The organism is Acidisoma sp., from assembly GCF_965199065.1.
GTDB lineage: Bacteria > Pseudomonadota > Alphaproteobacteria > Acetobacterales > Acetobacteraceae > Acidisoma.
Map to the genome: position 1 here is coordinate 1,227,623 of NZ_CBDAQN010000001.1, position 20,275 is coordinate 1,247,897.

Annotated in this window: 18 protein-coding genes, 3 tRNA genes and 2 pseudogenes; 7 read left to right on the forward strand and 16 right to left on the reverse strand. The window is 64.9% G+C overall.

Going from position 1 to position 20,275, the window contains the following annotated elements; genetic code table 11:
• Position 1: 1 nt before the first annotated feature.
• From ACOEQ1_RS05730 to ACOEQ1_RS05795, 14 genes are all read right to left on the reverse strand, one after another.
• Positions 2 to 1,225: an NADH-quinone oxidoreductase subunit D gene (locus tag ACOEQ1_RS05730; protein WP_419758246.1), complete on the reverse strand. Its 1,224-nt coding sequence runs from the start codon at positions 1,223 to 1,225 to the stop codon at positions 2 to 4.
• Positions 1,226 to 1,229: 4 nt separating this feature from the next.
• On the reverse strand, positions 1,230 to 1,871 hold the full coding sequence (locus ACOEQ1_RS05735; RefSeq protein ID WP_419758247.1) for an NADH-quinone oxidoreductase subunit C: 642 nt from the start codon (positions 1,869 to 1,871) through the stop codon (positions 1,230 to 1,232).
• On the reverse strand, positions 1,864 to 2,436 hold the full coding sequence (locus ACOEQ1_RS05740; RefSeq protein ID WP_419758653.1) for a NuoB/complex I 20 kDa subunit family protein: 573 nt from the start codon (positions 2,434 to 2,436) through the stop codon (positions 1,864 to 1,866). The genes ACOEQ1_RS05735 and ACOEQ1_RS05740 overlap by 8 nt, the downstream gene beginning before the upstream one ends.
• Before the next feature lie 59 nt (positions 2,437 to 2,495).
• Positions 2,496 to 2,861, reverse strand: coding sequence for an NADH-quinone oxidoreductase subunit A (locus ACOEQ1_RS05745; RefSeq protein ID WP_419758248.1), 366 nt, complete (start codon positions 2,859 to 2,861; stop codon positions 2,496 to 2,498).
• A 177-nt stretch (positions 2,862 to 3,038) separates the two neighbouring features.
• Positions 3,039 to 3,115: transfer RNA gene (locus ACOEQ1_RS05750), tRNA-Asp, on the reverse strand.
• A 132-nt stretch (positions 3,116 to 3,247) separates the two neighbouring features.
• A tRNA-Val gene (locus tag ACOEQ1_RS05755) sits at positions 3,248 to 3,322 on the reverse strand.
• Positions 3,323 to 3,465: 143 nt separating this feature from the next.
• Positions 3,466 to 3,726, reverse strand: a complete 261-nt coding sequence (locus ACOEQ1_RS05760; RefSeq protein WP_419758654.1) for an HU family DNA-binding protein — start codon at positions 3,724 to 3,726, stop codon at positions 3,466 to 3,468.
• Positions 3,727 to 3,984: 258 nt separating this feature from the next.
• The gene (gene lon, locus ACOEQ1_RS05765) at positions 3,985 to 6,384 is read right to left on the reverse strand and encodes an endopeptidase La (RefSeq protein ID WP_419758655.1); all 2,400 of its coding nucleotides are present in this window, start codon (positions 6,382 to 6,384) and stop codon (positions 3,985 to 3,987) included.
• A 134-nt stretch (positions 6,385 to 6,518) separates the two neighbouring features.
• Positions 6,519 to 7,772 (reverse strand): ATP-dependent Clp protease ATP-binding subunit ClpX, encoded by a 1,254-nt coding sequence (clpX, locus tag ACOEQ1_RS05770; RefSeq protein WP_419758249.1) that lies wholly within the window; start codon positions 7,770 to 7,772, stop codon positions 6,519 to 6,521.
• Between the two features lie 248 nt (positions 7,773 to 8,020).
• Positions 8,021 to 8,665 carry an ATP-dependent Clp endopeptidase proteolytic subunit ClpP gene (gene clpP, locus ACOEQ1_RS05775; protein WP_419758250.1) on the reverse strand — a complete coding sequence of 215 codons (645 nt, stop codon included), beginning with the start codon at positions 8,663 to 8,665 and terminating at the stop codon, positions 8,021 to 8,023.
• Positions 8,666 to 8,883: 218 nt separating this feature from the next.
• The gene (gene tig / locus ACOEQ1_RS05780; RefSeq protein ID WP_419758251.1) at positions 8,884 to 10,215 is read right to left on the reverse strand and encodes a trigger factor; all 1,332 of its coding nucleotides are present in this window, start codon (positions 10,213 to 10,215) and stop codon (positions 8,884 to 8,886) included.
• A gap of 93 nt (positions 10,216 to 10,308) precedes the next feature.
• Positions 10,309 to 10,393 (reverse strand) — tRNA-Leu (locus tag ACOEQ1_RS05785).
• A gap of 55 nt (positions 10,394 to 10,448) precedes the next feature.
• Positions 10,449 to 11,927, reverse strand: coding sequence for an NAD(P)H-hydrate dehydratase (locus tag ACOEQ1_RS05790; protein WP_419758252.1), 1,479 nt, complete (start codon positions 11,925 to 11,927; stop codon positions 10,449 to 10,451).
• Between the two features lie 97 nt (positions 11,928 to 12,024).
• A complete protein-coding gene (locus ACOEQ1_RS05795; protein WP_419758253.1) occupies positions 12,025 to 12,570 on the reverse strand; it encodes a type 1 glutamine amidotransferase domain-containing protein in 546 nt (181 codons plus the stop codon).
• 158 nt (positions 12,571 to 12,728) lie between these two features.
• Here ACOEQ1_RS05795 and ACOEQ1_RS05800 point away from each other — a divergent pair, with 158 nt between their 5' ends.
• From ACOEQ1_RS05800 to ACOEQ1_RS05825, 6 genes and pseudogenes are all read left to right on the forward strand, one after another.
• Positions 12,729 to 13,484: an SDR family oxidoreductase gene (locus ACOEQ1_RS05800; RefSeq protein WP_419758254.1), complete on the forward strand. Its 756-nt coding sequence runs from the start codon at positions 12,729 to 12,731 to the stop codon at positions 13,482 to 13,484.
• Positions 13,485 to 13,668: 184 nt separating this feature from the next.
• Positions 13,669 to 13,983: pseudogene (gene rplU / locus ACOEQ1_RS05805) on the forward strand (50S ribosomal protein L21); the annotation flags it as partial.
• Positions 13,984 to 14,082: 99 nt separating this feature from the next.
• Positions 14,083 to 14,379, forward strand: coding sequence for a 50S ribosomal protein L27 (rpmA, locus tag ACOEQ1_RS05810; protein ID WP_419758255.1), 297 nt, complete (start codon positions 14,083 to 14,085; stop codon positions 14,377 to 14,379).
• Between the two features lie 71 nt (positions 14,380 to 14,450).
• Positions 14,451 to 15,485, forward strand: coding sequence for a GTPase ObgE (obgE, locus tag ACOEQ1_RS05815; RefSeq protein WP_419758256.1), 1,035 nt, complete (start codon positions 14,451 to 14,453; stop codon positions 15,483 to 15,485).
• A 10-nt stretch (positions 15,486 to 15,495) separates the two neighbouring features.
• Positions 15,496 to 16,647, forward strand: a complete 1,152-nt coding sequence (gene proB, locus ACOEQ1_RS05820; RefSeq protein WP_419758257.1) for a glutamate 5-kinase — start codon at positions 15,496 to 15,498, stop codon at positions 16,645 to 16,647.
• 140 nt (positions 16,648 to 16,787) lie between these two features.
• The gene (locus ACOEQ1_RS05825) at positions 16,788 to 18,002 is read left to right on the forward strand and encodes a GGDEF domain-containing protein (RefSeq protein ID WP_419758258.1); all 1,215 of its coding nucleotides are present in this window, start codon (positions 16,788 to 16,790) and stop codon (positions 18,000 to 18,002) included.
• A 39-nt stretch (positions 18,003 to 18,041) separates the two neighbouring features.
• Here the strand turns inward: ACOEQ1_RS05825 and ACOEQ1_RS05830 are convergent.
• Positions 18,042 to 18,926: pseudogene (locus ACOEQ1_RS05830) on the reverse strand (tyrosine recombinase); the annotation flags it as partial.
• 192 nt (positions 18,927 to 19,118) lie between these two features.
• Here ACOEQ1_RS05830 and ACOEQ1_RS05835 point away from each other — a divergent pair.
• Positions 19,119 to 19,982: a DMT family transporter gene (locus tag ACOEQ1_RS05835; protein WP_419758259.1), complete on the forward strand. Its 864-nt coding sequence runs from the start codon at positions 19,119 to 19,121 to the stop codon at positions 19,980 to 19,982.
• Here ACOEQ1_RS05835 and ACOEQ1_RS05840 read toward each other — a convergent pair.
• Positions 19,979 to 20,122 carry a hypothetical protein gene (locus tag ACOEQ1_RS05840; protein ID WP_419758260.1) on the reverse strand — a complete coding sequence of 48 codons (144 nt, stop codon included), beginning with the start codon at positions 20,120 to 20,122 and terminating at the stop codon, positions 19,979 to 19,981. The two genes, ACOEQ1_RS05835 and ACOEQ1_RS05840, sit on opposite strands and share 4 nt — an antisense overlap.
• Between the last annotated feature and the right edge of the window lie 153 nt (positions 20,123 to 20,275).

Consider the following 20,275-nt stretch of genomic DNA (forward strand, 5'->3'; position numbering starts at 1 on the left):
ATTACCTGTCGATTTCGCCAAAGACGAGGTCGATGGACCCGATGATGGAAACCACATCGGCCAGCATGTGGCCGCGCGCCATCTTGTCCATCGCCTGGAGGTGCGAGAACCCCGTCGGCCTGATTTTGCAGCGATAGGGCCGGTTGGTTCCGTCGGCGATCAGATAGACCGCAAACTCGCCCTTCGGCGATTCGACGGCCGTGTAGGTCGAACCCGCCGGCACGTGGAAGCCCTCGGTAAAGAGCTTGAAGTGATGGATGAGCGCCTCCATCGAGCGTTTCATCTCGGCGCGCTTCGGCGGCGTGAACTTGTTGTCTTCAACGCGCACCGGCCCCGGCTTCATCTTGGCCAGGCACTGCTTCATGATCTTCACACTCTCCCGCATCTCATGGACGCGGATGAGGTAGCGGTCGTAGCAGTCGCCGTTGCGGGTCACCGGGATATTGAAGGCGACCTCGGAGTATTTCGAGTAGGGCTGTGCCCGCCGCAGATCCCACGGCACGCCCGAGGCCCGCAAGTTGGGTCCGCTGAAGCCCCAGTTGAGCGCCTCCTCGGCCGTCACCACGCCAATATCCACCGTGCGCTGCTTCCAGATGCGGTTTCCCGTCAGCAGGCCCTCGAGATCGTCGACGAAGCCGGGGAAAGTTTCGCACCAAGCGGCGATCCGTTCCTCGAGACCCGCCGGCAGGTCGCGGTTTACGCCGCCGGGTCGGATATAGTTGGCGTGCAGCCTCGCGCCCGAGGCTGCCTCGTAGAACTCCATCAGCTGCTCACGGACCTCGTAGCCCCAAAGGCTCGGCGTGGTGGCCCCTGCGTCTAGCGCGAAGGAGGTAACGTTCAGCAAATGGTTGAGGATGCGGGTAATTTCCGCGAACAGCGTGCGTATCCATTCAGCGCGCTCGGGTGGCGTGATGCCGATCAACTTCTCGACCGCCATGCAGTAGCATTGCTCCTGCACCATCGGGCTCACGTAATCGAGCCGGTCGAAATACGGGACGTTCTGAAGGTAGGTCCGGTATTCCATCAGCTTTTCAGTGCCGCGATGGAGCAGGCCGACATGCGGATCCGCGCGGTCCACGACCTCGCCGTCCATTTCGAGAATGAGACGCAGCACGCCATGCGCCGCCGGATGTTGCGGTCCGAAGTTCAGCGCGTGGCTGTCGATCTCGACTGTCTTCGTCTCGGGCTCGAACTTCGGACGGTCGCCCACATACACTTCGCTCATCGTCTTATCCTTCCCGATGCGCCTTCTCGTCCCCAGGGAGCGTCGTCATGCCCTCCCACGGCGAGATGAAGTCGAAGCGGCGGAAATCCTGGGTCAGCTTCACAGGCTCGTAGATGACCTGTTTGCGCTCCTCGTCGTAGCGAACCTCGACGTAGCCCGTCATCGGGAAGTCCTTGCGCAGCGGGTGACCGACGAAGCCGTAATCGGTGAGGATGCGGCGAAGATCCGCCTGACCCGAGAAGGGAATGCCGTAGAGATCCCAGGCCTCGCGCTCCCACCATGTCGCTGCGGCCCAGAGGCCCGACACCGAGGGCACCGGCGTGACACCGTCGGTCGTCACGATGACGCGGATGCGATGGTTCTGCGACACGGAGAGCAGGTTGTAGACGACCTCGAAACGCTCCGGCTTCGCGGGCCAGTCGACGCCGCAGATGTCCATCACCTGCTCGAAGGCGAAGCGCGGATCGTCTTTAAGCGCCGTCATCACCGCGATGAGCGATCCGGTGTCGGTCCGCAGGACGACCTCGCCGACCTCGACCGTGGCGCCCCTCACATAAGGCAGACCGCCGGCAATGGCGGCGAGCGCCCCTTCGCGGCTAACCGATGCGGGCACCGCCTCCGGCGCCGCTGCGGCGGCGTCAGCCACGTAAGATGGTCCCCGTTCGGCGGATTTTTTTCTGAAGTTGCATGATGCCGTAGACCAGAGCCTCGGCCGAGGGCGGGCAGCCCGGCACGTAGATGTCGACCGGCACGATGCGGTCGCAGCCGCGGACGACTGAGTAGGAATAATGGTAGTAGCCGCCGCCGTTGGCGCAGCTGCCCATGGAGATGACCCAGCGCGGTTCCGCCATCTGGTCGTAGAGCTTGCGCAGTGCCGGCGCCATCTTGTTGGTCAGCGTGCCGGCAACGATCATCACGTCGCTCTGCCGGGGGCTGGCGCGCGGGATCACGCCCATGCGGTCCAGATCATAGCGCGGCATGTAGGCGTGGATCATTTCGACGGCGCAGCATGCAAGCCCAAAGGTCATCGGCCATAGACTGCCCGTGCGCGCCCAGTTCACCAGCTTGTCGAGGTTGCCCACGACGAAGCCACGGCCGGCGATCTCACCCGTGATGCTGCGGATGACAGCGTCCTGGTCAGGACCAGGCGGCAACTCGCTGCCGTTCCAGGCGATCGTGCGGGTTCCGTGATCGGTCGTGCCGTCGGCCATACCTTCATTGGTCGTGCCGATATTGGTCGACGGATAGGAGGTCGTGTCGCTCATCGCTGTCACTCCCAGTCGAGCGCGCCTTTGCGCCACTCGTAGATGAAGCCCACCGTCAGCACGCCCAGAAAGCCCATCATGGTCAGGAAACCAAACATGCCGATATGCGACAGGCTGACTGCCCAGGGAAACAGGAAGGCAACTTCTAGGTCGAAGATGATGAACAGAAGGCACACGAGATAGAAGCGGACATCAAAACGACGACGCGCATCGTCGAAGGGTTCGAAACCGCACTCATATGCAGAAAGTTTCTCGGCATAGGGTTTCTGCCGGGCCGCGAGCAGAGCGGCGGTCATCATGGCCAAGGCGATCACTCCGGCGATGGCTCCGAAGATCAGGATCGGCCAGTACTGCGAAAGCAGAGGTTGCACCTTCATCTCCCCGGACTAAACACTGCGCCGCAGGCCAGTTGGCCAGAACAAGTTAGTCTACCGCAACCGCGAAGGGGGCGTAATCCCCCTTGCCCGGGCGCGCCCGCGCTTCACCGCATGGTGTGGAAGACGCTGGCTTGCCTTGAGGGTTCGAGTTCGAGCTTGAACTTTAGTCGCTGGCGCGAGTGACGGGGCTCGAACCCGCGACCTCCGGCGTGACAGGCCGGCGCTCTAACCAACTGAGCTACACCCGCAGCGACGGGCGGGTGTTAAAGCGGCACGGCGATAGCGTCAAGCCGCCTAGACTGCGGCAAGCCTGCCGGAGACGCCGGTCGGACGCGCGCAACGCGTCACGCATCCGGATTGACTTTAGATTGGAACGAAGATGGTGGGCGGTGACGGATTCGAACCGCCGGCCCTCTCGGTGTAAACGAGACGCTCTACCGCTGAGCTAACCGCCCATGACCGGGCCCAGGGACCAATCCTGAGCCCGCTGGAGCCCCTAGGCCCCAGACTGCCTCAAGAGCGCGATGAGCCGAGCCCCTGCTCCTGAGTGGGGGCCCAACGGCCCCGTTGGAGATGGGGCAGAGCCCCATAGTATTGACTAGTTGACCGCGTCCTTGAGGGCCTTGCCCGGCTTGAAGCGCACGGAGGTGGACGCTGGAATCGCGATCTCCTCGCCCGTGCGGGGGTTGCGGCCTGTGCCAGCCTTGCGCTTGGCAGTAACGAAGTTGCCAAAACCGATCAGCCGGACCTCGGAGGACTTGAGCCCCTCAGCGATCTTCGCGAACACCGCGTCTACCACTTCACCGGCTTTCGCGCGTGAGAGGTCTGTCTCCTCGGCTACTGCCGCGATCAAATCCATTTTGTTCACTCTAGAACTCCCTGTTCACGAACGATCCATTTAAAACCCAGACGCTCTGTGCCTTTCGGGGCGTCTCAAGGCTACTAGCCACCGGCTCCGTTGCACGTCAACGCAAGGCGGACAGCATCCTGAGCTTTCCTGCAGCCACGAACGCCGTTCTCCCGGCCTAAAGACCACGTGGGGCAGGAAAAAGGCGGCGAACCGAGGTTCGCCGCCTTTTTTAGACAATCGCCGCGGTGCCCAGACGTCCGGGCCTGATCAGTGCGGTAGCAGAGCGCCTTTCTCGGCCACCGGCGCTTTCGCGGGAATCGGCTCCTCCTCAGGATCGGCCCATTCGATCGGCTCTGGCTTGCGCACAAGAGCTTGGCTGATCACCTCGTCGACATGGGACACCGGGATGATCTTGATCCCTTTCTTCACATTGTCAGGGATCTCGGCGAGGTCCTTCTCGTTTTCCTTCGGGATGAAAGCGGTCGTGATGCCGGCCCGCAAGGCGGCCAACAGCTTCTCCTTCAACCCGCCGATCGGAAGCACACGGCCGCGCAACGTGATCTCGCCGGTCATCGCCACGTCACGCCGCACCGCAATGCCCGTGAGCACGCTGACGATGCTGACGGCCATCGCGACGCCGGCCGAGGGACCGTCTTTCGGAGTCGCACCCTCCGGCACATGGACATGGATGTCGCGCTTCTCGAACAGCGTCGGCTTGATGCCGAAGGTGATGGACCGGCTGCGCACGTAGCTCAGCGCTGCCGCCACGCTCTCCTGCATCACGTCGCCAAGCTTGCCCGTATGCTTTATGCCGCCCTTGCCGGGCAGAAGCACGCTCTCGATCGTCAGGATCTCGCCGCCGACCTCTGTCCAGGCCAGTCCCGTGACAACGCCGACCATGTCCGTCGACTCGGCTTCGCCGTAGTGGAACTTCTTCACCCCGGCATAGGTCTCGAGGTTGTCGGCGGTGAAGTCGACGCGCTTCGCCTTCGACTTCACGATCTCCTTGACGGCCTTCCGCGCCAGGTTGGCGATCTCGCGCTCGAGGTTACGGACACCCGCTTCCCGCGTGTAGTAGCGGATCAGATCGCGAACGGCGTCGTCGCTGACTGACCACTCGTTCTCCTTCAGGCTGTGCGCCAGACCTTGCTTTGGCGTCAGATGGCGCCTGGCGATCTCGATCTTCTCATCCTCGGTATAGCCGGGGATGCGGATGATCTCCATGCGGTCGAGCAACGGCTGCGGCATCCGCAGACTGTTCGCCGTCGTCACGAACATCACGTCCGACAAGTCGTAATCGACCTCGAGGTAATGGTCGGCGAAGGTCGAGTTCTGCTCCGGGTCCAGCACTTCCAGCAGCGCCGAACTCGGGTCGCCGCGCCAGTCGGCGCCGAGCTTGTCGATCTCATCGAGCAGGAACAGCGGGTTGGAGGTCTTCGCCTTCTTCATGCCCTGGATGACCTTGCCCGGCATCGAGCCGATGTAGGTCCGCCGATGCCCGCGGATTTCGGCCTCGTCCCGCACGCCGCCAAGCGACATGCGGACGAAGTTGCGGCCCGTGGCATGCGCGATCGACTTGGCGAGCGAGGTCTTGCCGACACCCGGAGGCCCAACAAGGCAGAGGATCGGGCCCTTGAGCTTCTGGCTGCGCACCTGCACCGCCAGATACTCGATGATCCGCTCCTTGATCTTCTCCATCGCGTAATGCTCGTCATCGAGCACTTTCTCAGCCTCGGCGATGTCGGTCTTGACCTTGCTGCGCTTTTTCCAAGGGATCGCGAGGATCCAGTCGAGGTAGTTGCGAACCACCGTGGCTTCGGCGCTCATCGGGCTCATGGTCTTGAGCTTCTTGAGCTCTGCCATGGCCTTCTCTCGCGCCTCCTTGGAGAGCTTGGTCTTCTTGATCTTCTCTTCGATCTCGGCCGACTCGTCGCGGCCGTCCTCGCCTTCGCCGAGTTCCTTCTGGATCGCCTTGAGCTGCTCGTTCAGGTAGTACTCGCGCTGCGTCTTCTCCATCTGCCGCTTGACGCGGTTACGGATACGCTTCTCGACCTGAAGAACGCCGATTTCAGTTTCCATATGAGCGAAAAGCCGCTCCAGCCGCTCACCGACCGACTTCATCTCCAGCAGCTCCTGCTTCTCGGAGATCTTGAGCGTGAGGTGGCTGGCGACGGTGTCCGCGAGCTTTGCCGGATCGTCGATCTGGTTCAGCGATACCAGGACTTCCTGCGCAATCTTCTTGTTGAGCTTGATATACTGCTCGAACTGCCCGACCACGGTGCGGCTTAGCGCCTCAAGTTCCTTAGGCTCGCCCAATACCTCTTCGAGCGGCATGACCTTCGCTTCGAAGAACTGGTCGACCTCGGTAAAGCGGCTCACGGTGGCGCGGCTCGTGCCCTCGACCAGCACCTTCACCGTGCCATCCGGCAGCTTGAGCAGCTGGAGGATCGTCGACACGGTGCCAACCTGGTAGATGTCGTCGGCCGAGGGATCGTCCTGGGCGGCGTTCTTCTGAGCAACCAGAAGGATCTGCTTGCCTTCCTTGGCAACGGCTTCCAAAGCACGGACGGATTTCTCGCGCCCCACGAACAGGGGCACGATCATGTGCGGGAACACCACGATGTCCCGAAGCGGGAGCACAGGCATCCGCTCGTCGCCTGGATGCATCTCCGCTGTCTGTTCAGTCTTACTCACGATGACCTCCTTTAGGACAGTCGTTCTCAGTCTTCAGGAGCGCAATCGAAACGCTTCGGGTTGCACGATCGCGCTCCGGCGGGCCCGTCAGCGGCACCCGCCGTAGTTCAGGCACTCTCTTCAGCGCGTTCCTTGCCGTAGGTGAACAGCGGCTCGGCCCGGCTTTCGGCCACCTCACGGTTGATCGTAACTTCCTCGACGTTGTTGAGGCCGGGAAGTTCGTACATCGTGCTGAGCAGGATCTGCTCCATGATGGAGCGCAGGCCGCGCGCTCCCGTCTTGCGCTTGATGGCGCGCGCCGCCACCGACTTCATGGCGTCCTCCGTGAAGGAGAGCTTGACCCCCTCCATCTCGAACAGACGGCCATATTGCTTGACCAGGGCATTCTTCGGCTTGGTCAAAATCTCGATGAGCGCCCCCTCATCAAGATCCTCGAGGGTCGCCAACACGGGCAGGCGACCGATAAATTCTGGGATGAGGCCGAAGCGCAGCAGATCCTCTGGCTCGACCTCGCGCAGCAACTCGCCCGTCTGCCGCTCGTCGGCGGACTTTACGGATGCCCCGTAGCCGATCCCCGACCCCTTGCCACGGGCCGAGATGATCTTGTCGAGCCCCGCGAACGCCCCGCCGCAGATGAACAGGATGTTGGTCGTGTCGACCTGCAGGAACTCCTGCTGCGGATGCTTGCGGCCGCCCTGCGGTGGCACGGAGGCAACCGTCCCCTCCATGATCTTGAGCAGAGCCTGCTGCACACCCTCGCCGCTCACGTCGCGGGTGATCGACGGGTTGTCGGACTTGCGGCTGATCTTGTCGACCTCATCGATATAGACGATGCCTCGCTGCGCCCGCTCGACATTGTAATCGGCCGACTGGAGCAGCTTGAGGATGATGTTCTCCACATCCTCGCCCACGTAGCCGGCCTCGGTCAGCGTCGTCGCGTCTGCCATAGTGAAGGGCACATCGAGCATGCGTGCCAGAGTTTGGGCGAGCAGCGTCTTGCCCGAGCCGGTCGGTCCGATCAGCAGGATGTTCGACTTGGCAATCTCGACGTCGTTGTGCTTCTGCCCGTGCGCGAGGCGCTTGTAGTGGTTGTGGACGGCGACGCTCAGCACCTTCTTCGCGTGAACCTGGCCGATGACGTAATCGTCCAGCACCTTGCAAATCTCGCGCGGCGTCGGCACGCCATCCCGAGACTTGACGAGGTGGGTCTTGTTCTCCTCGCGGATGATATCCATGCAGAGTTCGACGCACTCGTCACAGATGAAGACGGTCGGGCCCGCGATCAGCTTGCGCACCTCGTGCTGGGACTTGCCGCAGAACGAGCAGTATAAAGTGTTCTTCGAATCGCTGGCTTTGCTCATTGCAGGCTCCTCTCCCGGGGTCGTGCCGGGCGTCGATCGTCAAGACTACGCCCCAGAAGCATTAAAAAACAAGGTGGTGGCCCTTCTGCCGAAGCAATCGGTCCACGCCGTCACGTCAGTCATGCCCGGGCCGGGGGTTATTGTTGAAGGCTCTGATCCCCCGGCGCCGCTTCGTCCCATCCGTTTCAGGATGGTCATCCAAGTTTTGGGCCACCCGAAGTCCGGGCGGCCAAGGCCCTCGAACCCCTTCAGCTGACCTTGCCGTCGTCGCCAACCTGTGGCCGGCTCTCGACAACCTGGTCGATCAGGCCGAAATCGCGCGCCTCGTCGGCCGACATGAACGTATCGCGCTCGAGCTTGCTCTCGATCCGCTCGAGCGTCTGCCCGGTATGTTTCACGTAGATTTCGTTCAGCCGCTGACGGATGCGGAGGATTTCGCGCGCCTGGATTTCGATATCCGTCGCCTGACCCTGAGCGCCACCGGACGGCTGATGCACCATGATCCTCGCATTCGGCAGGGCGAATCGCTTGCCGGCGGCTCCGGCCGTCAGCAGCAGGCTACCCATCGACGCCGCTTGCCCGATACATACGGTGCTGACCTGGCAGCGGATGTATTGCATCGTATCGTAAATCGCGAGACCGGAGGTCACCACGCCGCCGGGGCTGTTAATGTAGAAGGCGATGTCCTTGGAGGGATTCTCGCTTTCGAGAAACAGAAGCTGGGCGCAGATGAGCGAGGCCATCTCGTCGAAGACCTGCCCCGTCATGAAGATGATCCGCTCCTTAAGGAGGCGCGAATAGATGTCGTAGGACCGCTCGCCCCGTGAGGTTTGCTCCACCACCATCGGGACCAGGGTATTGTTGTAGACGGTTAGGGGATCCCGGTCTTCCATGCTCAGTCCTTTCCGCGCCCGGGCTCATTCCCGCAGCGGCAAGATGCGATCCGACTATGCGATCGCTTGAGGGGCATTTCCTCATGAACCTGCCCCTACCGCAAGCGTCGTCTTTTAGATGGTGCCGACGGCCGGCCGAACCGCCCCATTTGGCGACGGTTCAAGCTCCGGCAATGGCCTCACCGCTATGTGAGCCTGCCGGCAAAGATTTTAAAGACCTATTGTGAGTCGCCCTCGACGGCGGCGGTCAGCTCCTCGGGCGTCACCGGCTTGTCCTCGACCTGGGCAAGCTCCAGCACGTAATCGACCACCTTCTCCTCGAAGATCGGGCCGCGCAGGAACTCCGCGGCCTGGGGGTTCTTGCGGAACATCTCCAGCGCCTCCTTCTGCCGCGCGCCATAAGCCATGGAGTGCTGGAAAACCGCCCGGTTCATCTCCTCGTTGCTCACCGTGATGCCGTTCCGCTGGCCGATTTCAGCGAGCAGCAGGCCCAGGCGCACGCGGCGGTCAGCGATGCCCTGATACTCGGTCCGCAGCGTCTCCTCGTCCTTGTCCTTGTCCTCGTCGTCGAGCCGTCCCGCCTTCCGCTCCGTCTCCAGCCGCTCCCAGATCTGCTGGAATTCGCTGGCGGTCAGGCTGGGAGGAACCTCGAAACTCACCCGATCGGCCAGCGCATCGAGCAGCTGGCGCTTGAGGTTCTGGCGTGCTTCCGAATCGAGCTCCCGCTGCAACCGGTCGCGCACGAACTTCTTGAGGTCGTCCAGATCCTCGAACCCAAGTTCGGTCGCGAGCGCATCGTCGGCGACCGGCGTCTCGTATTGCTTGAGCGCCTTGGCCGTGACCTCGAACTCGGCATCCTTACCCGCAAGTTCGGCGCTGCCGTAATCCTCGGGGAAGCGGACCGAGATGGTGCGGCTCTCGCCCACGGACATGCCCACCAGCTGCTCGGCGAAGCCCGGGATGAACCCGGAGCCGCCAATTTCCACCGGCACGTCCTGCGCGGTGCCGCCTTCGAAGGCCTCGCCGCCGATGCGCCCGATGAAGTCGACGACCAGCGTGTCGCCCTCGGCCGCCGGCCGCGCCTCGGTGATGTCGATCTCCTTGCGGCGGCTGCGCAGGATGTTGGCAAGCCCCTGATCCACGGCTTCCGCCGGAGGCTCGGTCTTCAGGCGGGTGAGGCTGATCTCGCCGAGGTTCGGCACGGTGATGTCGGGCAGCACCTCGAGCTGGAGGGTGAACTCGAGGTCGTTGGCGTCGCCCGCCGACACCAGATCGACCTTCGGCTGCATGGCGGGACGCAGGCCGCGCTCGGAGAGCAGCTGGCGCGTCGCCTCGTTGACGCTCTCGTCGGCGACCTCGGCCATAACCGCAGGCCCATAGCGCTTCTGCAGCAGGGTCATCGGAACCTTGCCCGGCCGGAAGCCCGGCATCTTCATCGTCCGGCCGAGTTCCACCAGCCGCGCCTGCCGCTTCTGCTCGAGATCGGCATGGGGCAGGATGACGGTGAAAGCGCGCTTCAGCCCGTCGGACTGGGTTTCGGTGATCTGCATGGGACGGTTAAGCTCCGGGTCGGAAAAGGACGGCGTGAGAGGGAAAGGAAAGCATTGGAGTGCGGCGCGGCAATGGCGCGGTCCGGACGGCGTTGGTGCGGGCGGAGGGACTTGAACCCCCACGGCTTGCGCCACCAGAACCTAAATCTGGCGTGTCTGCCAATTTCACCACGCCCGCCCTTCACCCGGCCCGACAGGCCTCAGCCCCACCTTCTATAGGGTGGGGGCGCGCTTTACCCTACTCGCGCATCCCCCACAAGCGCAGGCCCTGCTGGGCCTTCACGCGTGCCAAGCGCAAGACCGAGCGCCGCGGCGATACCATCGCCCAGATCCTCGGCGATCAAACCCGCGCCGCCGGAGTTCGGGTCGGCTAGCCGCGCGGCCTCGCCATGCAGCCAGACACCGGCGGCGGCGGCGTCCCAGGCCGGCATACCCTGGGTGAGCAGCCCGGCGATGATCCCCGCCAGCACATCGCCCGAGCCCGCTGTCGCCAGGCTTGGCGGCGCGTTGTGGTTGATCGCCGCGCGTCCATCCGGTGCCGCGATCACCGTGTCGGCGCCTTTGAGGACGACGACGGCGTCGATGCGCGCCGCCGCCGCCCGGGCCGCTGCCAGCTTGTCTTGGCCGATGGGGCCGAAGAGCTTCGCGAACTCTCCGCCATGCGGGGTGATGACGGCAACGCCGCGCAACCGGTCCGGCTCGCCGGCGCAGGCGCCCAGCGCATCGGCATCGGCCAGGATCTGCCGGTCGGCGGCGATCAGCGCCGGCAGCGCCTCCCGGGCCCGGTCAAGCCCCAGGCCCGGGCCGCAGAGCCATGTGCGTCGCCGCTTGTCCTCGAGCAACGCCTCCAGCGGCTCGTCGCTGACGATGAGGCCCGGTTCTGTCGCGCGCAGAACATCGCCGTTGCCCTGCACCACCACTGTCAGCAACCCGGCGCCGGCGCGGCGGGCGCCCATGGACGCCATGCGGGCAGCGCCTGCCATCTGCGACCCGGCCAGCACCGTGAGCATCCCGCGCGTGTATTTCTGCCCATCCATGGTGAGCTTCGGCAGCGACCAGAGCGTAGGACCGTTGGCGAAGGTCCGGCAGCCGATCGGCGCGAGAACCGCCTCCGGCATGCCGATGTCGGCGAGCACCAACTCCCCGCAGAGTTCGCGCCCGGGGAGAAGGAGGTGACCGGGCTTGAGCCTGAAGAAGGTGACCGTCAGTTCGGCCGGCGACACTACGCCGCGTGCGGCTCCCGTGCCGCCATCGAGCCCGCTCGGCACGTCGATGGCGACGCGTCTGCGAGCGGCCGCGAGGACCGCCGCCACCTCGGGATCGAGATCCCGGCTAAGACCGGCGCCGAAGATCGCGTCGATGACGAGGTCGGCGCGGGCGGCCTCCGCGGAACTGAAGCGATGACGCGGGCCCTTCCAGCGCGCGGCCATGAAGCTCGCATCGGAACCGGCGCGCGGCTCGGTTAGGCTCGCGACCGCAACCGGCCAGCCCTCCTGGGCCAGCAGCCGGGCGACGACATACCCGTCGCCGCCATTGCCGCCCCCGCCGCAGAGCACGAGTGTCCGCGCCGGGCGGATGCGCTGGCGAATGGCGCGCGCCACGGCCCGGCCCGCGTTCTCCATGAGCGAAAGGCCAGGCGTGCCCAGGCGTGGCGCGGCATGGTCCGCCTGCGCCATCTCGTCTGGCGTCAGGAGTTCGGGCGGGAACTGCATCGGCGGCGTCCTCATCGCAAAAGGGTCTGGCGGTATCCCGTCAGACCCTTTCATATCATGGGCGCCGACCCGGGTGGATGAGGTCGGCCGGCAGACTTCAGGCCGGTTGAACCGCACCCTCGAGCAGGCCGATGAAGGCTTTCGAGAAGTCGGGGATGTCGTCCGGCTTGCGCGAGGTGACGAGCGTCCCGTCCGTGACCACCGGCTTGTCGACCCAGGTCGCCCCTGCGTTGGTGAGGTCGCTGCGCAGAGACGGCCACGACGTCATCGTGTGCCCCTTCACGCCGCCAGCCTCGATGAGCGTCCACGGACCGTGGCAGATCGCCGCGATAGGCTTCTTCGACGTGACGAAATGACGGACAAAGGCAACTGCCTCGCCGTTGACGCGAAGATAGTCGGGGTTGGCGACGCCACCGGGCAATAGAAGCGCATCGAAACCGTCCGGCTTGGTCGTGGAGAGTTTGGCGTCGGGCGTGAAGGTGTCGCCCTTCTCATCGTGGTTCATCCCTTGGATTTTATCATCCTTGGGCGAAACGATGGTGACCTGGGCGCCTGCCTTCTTCAGGGCCTCAACCGGTCCCGTGAGTTCGACCTGCTCGAAGCCGTCAGTCACCAGGACCGCAATCTTTTTGGAAATGGTCATGCTGTCTCTCCGGATATTGCGCCCCTTGCGGCGTTGCCTTCCGGGGCCTGAGCGTTAGATGGAGTGCCCAGGGCGGCGCTCAACGTGCCGCCCGCTTTCGTGACCGCCGCAAAGCTGAGAGATGCGGTCGGCGGTTCAGCCAGGAGAAGACCACGGACATGATCGTTCTCATCACGGGTGCCTCAGCCGGCTTCGGCGCATCGATCGCGCGGGTGCTTGCGTCCGAGGGCCACAGGATCATCGCCGCCGGGCGACGCGCCGACCGCCTCGACGCGCTCGTCGCCGAGATCGGGGCGGACAAGGTCCTGCCGCTGGTGCTGGACGTGACGGATCGGGCTGCCGTCAAAGCCGCGATCGAAGGGTTGCCGGAAGCCTGGGCAGGTATCGACATACTGGTGAACAACGCGGGACTCGCGCGCGGTATCGCCCCGGCGCAGGAAGCGAAGCTCGACGATTGGGAGACGATGATCGACACCAACGTCAAAGGCTTGACCTACGTCACCCATGCCGTGTTGCCGGGCATGGTGGCGCGAGATCGCGGGCACATCGTCAACATGGGCTCGGTCGCCGGCAACTGGCCCTACCCCGGCGGCAACGTCTACGGCGCCACCAAGGCGTTCGTCCGCAACTTCTCGCTCAATCTGAGGACGGACCTGCTCGGCACGAAGGTGCGGGTGACGAATGTCGAGCCCGGGCTCGTCGCGGGCACCGAGTTCTCCTCCGTGCGCTTCGATGGCGACAAGGCTCGCGCCGCCAACGTCTACGCCAACACGACGCCGCTGACCGCCGAGGACGTGGCGGAAACGGTGCGCTGGGTCGTGACGTTGCCGTCCCATTTCAATGTCAACACGATTGAGATCATGCCGGTGGTGCAAGGGTGGGCCGGGCTGAAGGTGGTGAAGACGGAGGCTTAACCGGCGGCGTCTGGCCCGCCGCCTGGAGCATGGCCGACGTGTGAAGCTACCTTGTGGGTCGACATGTCGTTGACAGAAGGCGGGTTGCTTGATAGGGCCCGCCGGCTTGACCAGCGACTTCGCCGGTCGGCCCATAAGAAGAAGCCGCTCCAACGAGGGCGCAGCAATGAAAGACCGTTAGCCTATGTTCGCAGTCATCCGCACTGGCGGAAAGCAATATCGCGTCGTGCCGAACGCCATCCTCAAGGTCGAGAAGCTCGAGGCCGAGGCCGGTAGCACAATCACCTTCGACGAAGTTCTGGCAGTCGGCGAAAACGGCGGTGCATTGTCCGTGGGCGCCCCCCTGGTGGCGGGCGCGACCGTGACCGCGACCGTCGTGGCCCAGGATCGCCTCGACAAGATCATCATATTCAAGAAGCGCCGCCGGCAGAACAGCCGCCGCAAGAACGGCCATCGCCAGCACGTCACCGTTCTGCGCATCGCGGACATCGTGGCGTCCGGCGGGCGTGCCTCGGAGACCGTGGTCGAAGCGGCCCCGGCCGAAGAAACCGCCGCCGAATCTGCGGCCTGAGCCGGTTGAACATAAGGAGAGCACCAGATGGCCCATAAGAAAGCAGGCGGCTCGTCCCGCAACGGCCGCGATACCGCCGGCCGCCGCCTTGGCGTGAAGAAGTTCGGCGGCGAAAGCGTCGTTGCCGGCAACATCATCATCCGCCAGCGCGGCACCAAGATGAAGCCCGGCAGCAATGTCGGCCTCGGCAAGGATCACACGATCTTCGCCCTGGTCGATGGCCATGTCAGTTTCGAAACGAAGGCCGACCGGGTGCATGTATCCGTGAAGACGCGGCCGGCGGCGCCGATGCCGGCCGCGCCGCTGCCCGTCGCCGCCGAATAACCGCCGATACCTTCGATTACCGAGCAGAAGGGGTCGGCACCGCCGGCCCCTTTATGCGTTTTGGGTGCGCCATGAAGTTCCTCGACCAGGCCAAAATCTACGTCCGTTCAGGCGATGGCGGGGATGGAGTGACCGCGTTCCGGCGCGAGAAATACATCGAGTTCGGCGGCCCTGACGGCGGCAACGGCGGCCGGGGCGGCGATGTCATCTTCGAGGCCGCGCCCGATCTCAACACGCTCATCGACTTCCGCTATTCGCAGCATTTCAGGGCGCCCAAGGGCGGCAACGGCGCGGGCTCCGATCGCACCGGCGCCAACTCCGACCCTGTCGTCGTCCGCGTGCCGGTCGGCACCGAGATCCTGGCCGAGGACCGAGAGACTCTGCTGGCCGATATCGACCGGCCGACGGCGCGCGTCGTGCTGTGCCGGGGCGGCGACGGCGGCCACGGCAACGCCCATTTCAAGAGCAGCACCAACCGCGCGCCGCGCCGCGCCGACAAGGGCTGGCCCGGCGAGGAGCGCTGGGTCTGGCTGCGCCTCAAGCTCATCGCCGATGTCGGGCTGGTCGGGCTGCCCAACGCAGGCAAGTCGACCTTCCTCTCGGTCGTATCCGCCGCGCGCCCCAAGATCGCCGACTACCCGTTCACGACGCTGACGCCGCAACTCGGCGTCGTGCGGCCCACCGACTACGAGGAGTTCGTGCTCGCGGACATCCCAGGCCTCATCGAGGGCGCGCATGAAGGCGTTGGCCTCGGCGACCGCTTTCTCGGCCATGTCGAGCGTTGCGCCGCCCTGCTGCATCTGGTGGACGGCGCCGCCGGTAACGTCGTCGACGCCTGGCGCACGATCCGCGAGGAGCTGCAGGCCTATGGCGGCGGCCTTTCCGAGAAGCCTGAAATCCTCGTGCTGAACAAGTGCGACGCCATGTCGCCGCGCGAAACCTCGGCGCGTCGGGCGGCTTTGGCGAAGGCCAGCGGCAAGCCGGTCTACGTCGCGTCGGGCGTGAGCCGCGAAGGCGTGCCCGAAATCCTGCGGGTGCTCATGACGATCGTGCACGAGGCCCGCGCCGAACGCGCGGCGGCGCTGAAAACCTCCGTCCTGGCGTGAGTGTCTCCGCGTGAGCGCCAGCCGCGCCGAGCCTCGGGTGATCGCCCTGCCCGCCATTGGTTCCGCCCGGCGGCTGGTCATCAAGCTCGGCAGCGCCCTGGTGGTCGATCCCGACGCCGCCAGCCCTCGCCAGGGCTGGCTGGGCGAGGTGGCGGCGGATATCGCTGAACTGCGCGCGACGGGCACCGAGATCATCGTCGTGTCCTCCGGCGCCATCGCCCTCGCACGGCGGACGCTCGGCCTCACGCAGCCCCGGCTGCGGCTCGAGGAAAAGCAGGCGGCGGCGGCGGTCGGCCAGATCCGGCTCGCCCAGGCCTGGACCGAGGCGCTCTCCGGCCAGGGCCTGACGGCGGCTCAGCTTCTGCTGACGATGGAGGACACCGAGGACCGGCGGCGCTACCTCAACGCGCGCGCGACGCTGACGACCCTGCTCGGGCTCGGCTGCGTGCCGGTCATCAACGAGAACGATACGGTGGCGACGGCCGAAATCCGCTTCGGCGACAATGACCGCCTCGCCGCCCGGGTGGCCGAGATGGTGCAGGCGGACCAGCTGGTTCTGTTTTCCGACATCGATGGTCTCTACACGGCCGATCCGCGACTGGATCCGGCCGCCTCCCATATTCCTGTGGTGACGGCGATGACGGCCGAGATCGACGCGATGGGCGGCGAGCCGCCCCCGGGCTACTCCTCGGGCGGGATGCGGACGAAACTCGCCGCCGCCCGCATCGCGACGAGCGCCGGCTGCGCCATGGCAATCGCACTCGGACATCGGCCTCATCCGCTGCGCGCCCTGGCCGACGGCGCCCGCTGCACCTGGTTTCTCGCCGTGCAGGACGGCCGCTCCGCCCGCAAACGGTGGATCGCGGGGAGCCTCTCGCCCGTCGGCTGGCTGACGGTCGATGCTGGCGCGGCGCGGGCCCTCGGCGCGGGGCGGTCGCTGCTGCCGGCGGGCGTGACGGCTGTCACCGGCGACTTTGCTCGCGGTGACGCGGTGCGCGTGGTGGGTCCGGATGGCGATGAGGTGGCGCGCGGCCTCTCAGCCTATACGAGCGAGGATGCCCGCCGGATCATCGGCCACCGTTCCGAGGAAATCGAGACCATCCTGGGCTGGCGCGGCCGCGACGAACTCATCCACCGCGACGACCTCGTATTGATGTCATAACGGCTTGCTGTTTGGCTAACGAGATCGCGTTTTCTCAGCATGGCTATCCTGGCCGGACGTGCGCCGAATTTCCTAAGGGATCACCAACTCGAGGCATTAGATGCGTGGCGACGCGCGTCTGTTGGCAACGAGGACTTTCGATGGAGCCTGAGGTCGACCGCAGGATAGAAACTGACGTGCCGCTGCAGATGGTGGCGGAAGATGAAGTGCGGCGGAACGGGTTCCGTCTGACGTTCCCTGCCGATCTGGAGCAGCGTTACCGGCTCGATGTCGCCGCTGCGCGGGCCCATGAGCTGCCAAAGGTGGCGTGCATCGGTCTCCTGCTGTTCATGGGCATAGGCATCCTGTGGAATTTGTTTGTCGATCCGGATCCCAGGTGGAAGCTCTCACTCGTCGTCTGGTCGCTGATGATCGCGGGCGTGGTTCTGGTTCAGCCTTACTTCAAGCCCGCTGTTGCCTTTTGGAAACGTGAAGCCGCTATCCTTTGCTTCTATGGCTTCATGTGCCTTTCCGTCATGGTGTTCGTCGACCGCCAGCCGACCCCGCTCACACTCGAGCCGCTCATCTTTACCGCGCTGCCGATGTACTTCGTGTTGATATTCGTGCGGTTGCCGTTTCCGCTCGCGATCCTCTTCATGGCCGTCAGCGAAGGCACCTACGGCGCAATCCTTCTGCACCATCCCGAACTTTCCGAGCCCGGCAAGGTCTTTCTGCTGGCGTTCGTGCTGGCACTCACTCTGCCCACGCTCGTCGCCGCTCATCAGCTCGAAAGAGCTTCGCGCCGGCTCTATCTGCATGGCCTGTCGCAACATCTGAACTACGAACGCGTCGTGGCGCAGAATGCCGTCCTCACCGATCTGTCCTTCACGGATCCTCTGACGGGGATCGCCAACCGCCGCCGCATGACCGGCGAGCTGCAGCACCTCTGCGACAAGGAAGACACCTGCTCCACCTTCCTCATCGTCGACATCGATCTGTTCAAAAACTTTAACGATCTTTACGGGCATCCTGTCGGCGATCGTTGCCTGCAGGAAGTGGCGACCTGCCTTGCTTCGGCTTTGCGTGGAAACGATCTTTTGGCTCGTCTCGGTGGCGAGGAATTCGGCATTCTGCTGCCGGAGCTGCCGATGCAGGAAGCCGTGCTCGTGGCGGAACGCCTACGTGCGGGCGTTGCGGCCTACCCTTTCATGGTCGGCACGCGGATCGTCAGAATCACGGTCAGTGTGGGCGTTGCCGGTATCGTCGGCTTCGACGAGCCTGCCCGGGTAATGGACGCTGCCGACAAAGCCCTTTACCGGGCGAAGCGCGCCGGGCGGAACCGTGTCGGCGGGCCCTGGCTGAAGGTAGTCTCCTAGCGCAGCAGCGCCCTCTGCCGTGCTGGCCACAACGGCCAATGCCAGAGGGTGGTGGCGCTCCACCAGCCTCTGCAACCGTTCTGCCAGAAGATGCGTGTAGATCTGCGTCGTCGCTATGTCGGCATGACCGAGCAGGAGTTGCAGGCTGCGGAGGTCGGCGCCGCGGCCGAGCAGATGCGAGGCGAAGGAATGCCGCAGCACATGCGGGGAAACCCGCGCCGGATCGAGCCCGGCCTTCCCCGCAACCTGCTTCAACTGGAGGAAGAACGCCTGGCGCGTCAGCGGGCGGCGTGCATCCCTTCCCGGGAACAGCCATTTACCGGTCCGAGGCAAAACTGCCCGCAAAGCCTGCGCTGCCTCCCGCGCGGCATCCGACAGAGGCACGACGCGATCGCGGCCACCCTTGCCTCGCACCAGCAGCATTTCCGCGTCGGGGGTCAGCGCCGCTGCCGGCAGCGCCAGCAACTCGGAGATCCGCAGTCCGCTCGCATAGAGGATCTCCAGCCCGGCGCGCATCGCGAGGCCGGTGCGGCCACCGGCCGCGTTGGCGGCCCCCGCGGCAGCCTGCAACAGCTGGTCGACCTCGGCCTCGGTGAGATTTTTCGGCAACGGCGCCTGCGCCTTGGGCGAGGAGAGCAAGCGAGCCGGATCGTCCGCCCGCACACCTTCGCGGAGCAGGAACCTGTGGAACTGGCGGATGGAGGCGAGCCGCCGCGCCTGGGTGCGTGACGCCAGCCCCTCGGCTGCGAGCGAGGCGAGATAAGCCCGCAGAGCCTCCGGCCGGGCGGCCGCAAGCCGCTCGCCCCGCACAGCCAGAAATGCGCCGAGGTCTTCGAGATCGGCCCGGTAGGCGGCGAGCGTGTTCCACGCGGCCCCGCGCTCGGCCGCCATCATCTCGAGGAACGCTTCGAGGTGCCGATCCATCAGGAACGCATCAGAGATGCCGCAGCATACTGCTCCTGCAGCGCCAGCCAGCCGGAGGAGATAGGCTGGATGATATCCAACAGGCGCTCGGCTGGCCGCATGTCTCCCTCACTACTCAAGCGTGGCGGATGCTGACACCACGCTGTCAGAGCCACCCCTCTATAGCCCGTCGCGGATAACAGGAGCGAGCAGATGAAGCGATGGGCCGGACCGGCTTTGATGGGAGGGTCGACGCTCGCCTACAGCTTGGCCGGATACTTCACCCGGCTCATCCCGCTCGACGCGATCAGCCTGCTGTTCTGGCGCGCCCTGTTCGCGGGCCTGATGATCGTGACGCTGATCCTGGTGCAGTATCGCGGCGAGGCCTGGGCAAGAACGCGGGACATCGGCTGGCAGGGGGTCGTGATCGGCGCGTTGGGAGTTGTCTCCTCCTATTCCTACCTCGCGGCGTTCCGCCACACGACCGTCGCCGATGTCTCGATCATCTACGCTACCCTGCCCTTTGTCACAGCGGGCTTTGCCTGGGTCGTTCTGCGGGACCGTGAAGGCTGGCGCGTGATCGTCAGCAGCATAGTGGCGCTCGTCGGCGTCGGTATCATGACGGGGGGCGCCATTCGGCACGGGCATCTGCTCGGCGACCTGTTGGCGTTCGCGATGACGGCCTCGTTCGCCATCATGCTGGTTCTGCTGCGCCGGGGCCGCCGCGTCTCGATGCTGCCCGCAGTTGCGCTTCAATGCCTGCTGAGCGCGCTGGTCGCCGCACCCTTCGCGCATATCAGTCCGATCGGCAGCTTGCCGCTGCTTCACCTCGCCCTGTTTGGAACCTGCCAATATGGCCTCGGACTCGTGCTGCTCGCCTTCGGTATGCGCCGCGTCGGTGCCACGGAAGGGGCATTGATCGGTCTGCTGGATACCCCGCTGGCGCCGCTCTGGGTCTGGCTCGCCTTCAACGAAGTGCCGCCGCTGCTGACCCTGGTCGGCGGCGCGGTCGTGCTGGGCGCCGTGTTCTGGAACATGACAGGCACCTCAAGCACCGCAGAAGCCCCGGCGGGCTAGCTCTTGTCGATGGCGCTGGCCGGCAGCACCTCATGAACCTGATGCTGGTGCAGAGGCAGCGGAAACATCCCCAGAGCGAGGAAACCGCCGCCGATCACGACCAGCAGGAAAAGAATGACGACCAACAGGAAACCACGCATTCGGCTGATCTGCCCCTCGAGTCTGCGCCTATGCTAGAGCTATACCAGCCTGACCGGAGTCGCGAAGCGAGGCGAGGATGATTAGGTTCCGGGTGAAGAAGAGCTGGAGCGCGCTGATCGTTTTCAGGCTGAGCTCGGGAGCGGACGACAAGC

Coding starts and splice junctions, on each gene's coding strand:
- clpP (WP_419758250.1), bottom strand. CDS start 8,665: ATGGAAGACCGGGATCCCCTAACCGTCTACAACAATACCCTGGTCCCG.
- ACOEQ1_RS05835 (WP_419758259.1), top strand. CDS start 19,119: ATGAAGCGATGGGCCGGACCGGCTTTGATGGGAGGGTCGACGCTCGCC.
- ACOEQ1_RS05730 (WP_419758246.1), bottom strand. CDS start 1,225: ATGAGCGAAGTGTATGTGGGCGACCGTCCGAAGTTCGAGCCCGAGACG.
- clpX (WP_419758249.1), bottom strand. CDS start 7,772: ATGAGCAAAGCCAGCGATTCGAAGAACACTTTATACTGCTCGTTCTGC.
- ACOEQ1_RS05795 (WP_419758253.1), bottom strand. CDS start 12,570: ATGACCATTTCCAAAAAGATTGCGGTCCTGGTGACTGACGGCTTCGAG.
- ACOEQ1_RS05800 (WP_419758254.1), top strand. CDS start 12,729: ATGATCGTTCTCATCACGGGTGCCTCAGCCGGCTTCGGCGCATCGATC.
- ACOEQ1_RS05740 (WP_419758653.1), bottom strand. CDS start 2,436: ATGGCCGACGGCACGACCGATCACGGAACCCGCACGATCGCCTGGAAC.
- rpmA (WP_419758255.1), top strand. CDS start 14,083: ATGGCCCATAAGAAAGCAGGCGGCTCGTCCCGCAACGGCCGCGATACC.
- ACOEQ1_RS05790 (WP_419758252.1), bottom strand. CDS start 11,927: ATGCAGTTCCCGCCCGAACTCCTGACGCCAGACGAGATGGCGCAGGCG.
- tig (WP_419758251.1), bottom strand. CDS start 10,215: ATGCAGATCACCGAAACCCAGTCCGACGGGCTGAAGCGCGCTTTCACC.
- ACOEQ1_RS05825 (WP_419758258.1), top strand. CDS start 16,788: ATGGAGCCTGAGGTCGACCGCAGGATAGAAACTGACGTGCCGCTGCAG.
- lon (WP_419758655.1), bottom strand. CDS start 6,384: ATGCATCCAGGCGACGAGCGGATGCCTGTGCTCCCGCTTCGGGACATC.
- ACOEQ1_RS05760 (WP_419758654.1), bottom strand. CDS start 3,726: ATGGATTTGATCGCGGCAGTAGCCGAGGAGACAGACCTCTCACGCGCG.
- obgE (WP_419758256.1), top strand. CDS start 14,451: ATGAAGTTCCTCGACCAGGCCAAAATCTACGTCCGTTCAGGCGATGGC.
- ACOEQ1_RS05840 (WP_419758260.1), bottom strand. CDS start 20,122: ATGCGTGGTTTCCTGTTGGTCGTCATTCTTTTCCTGCTGGTCGTGATC.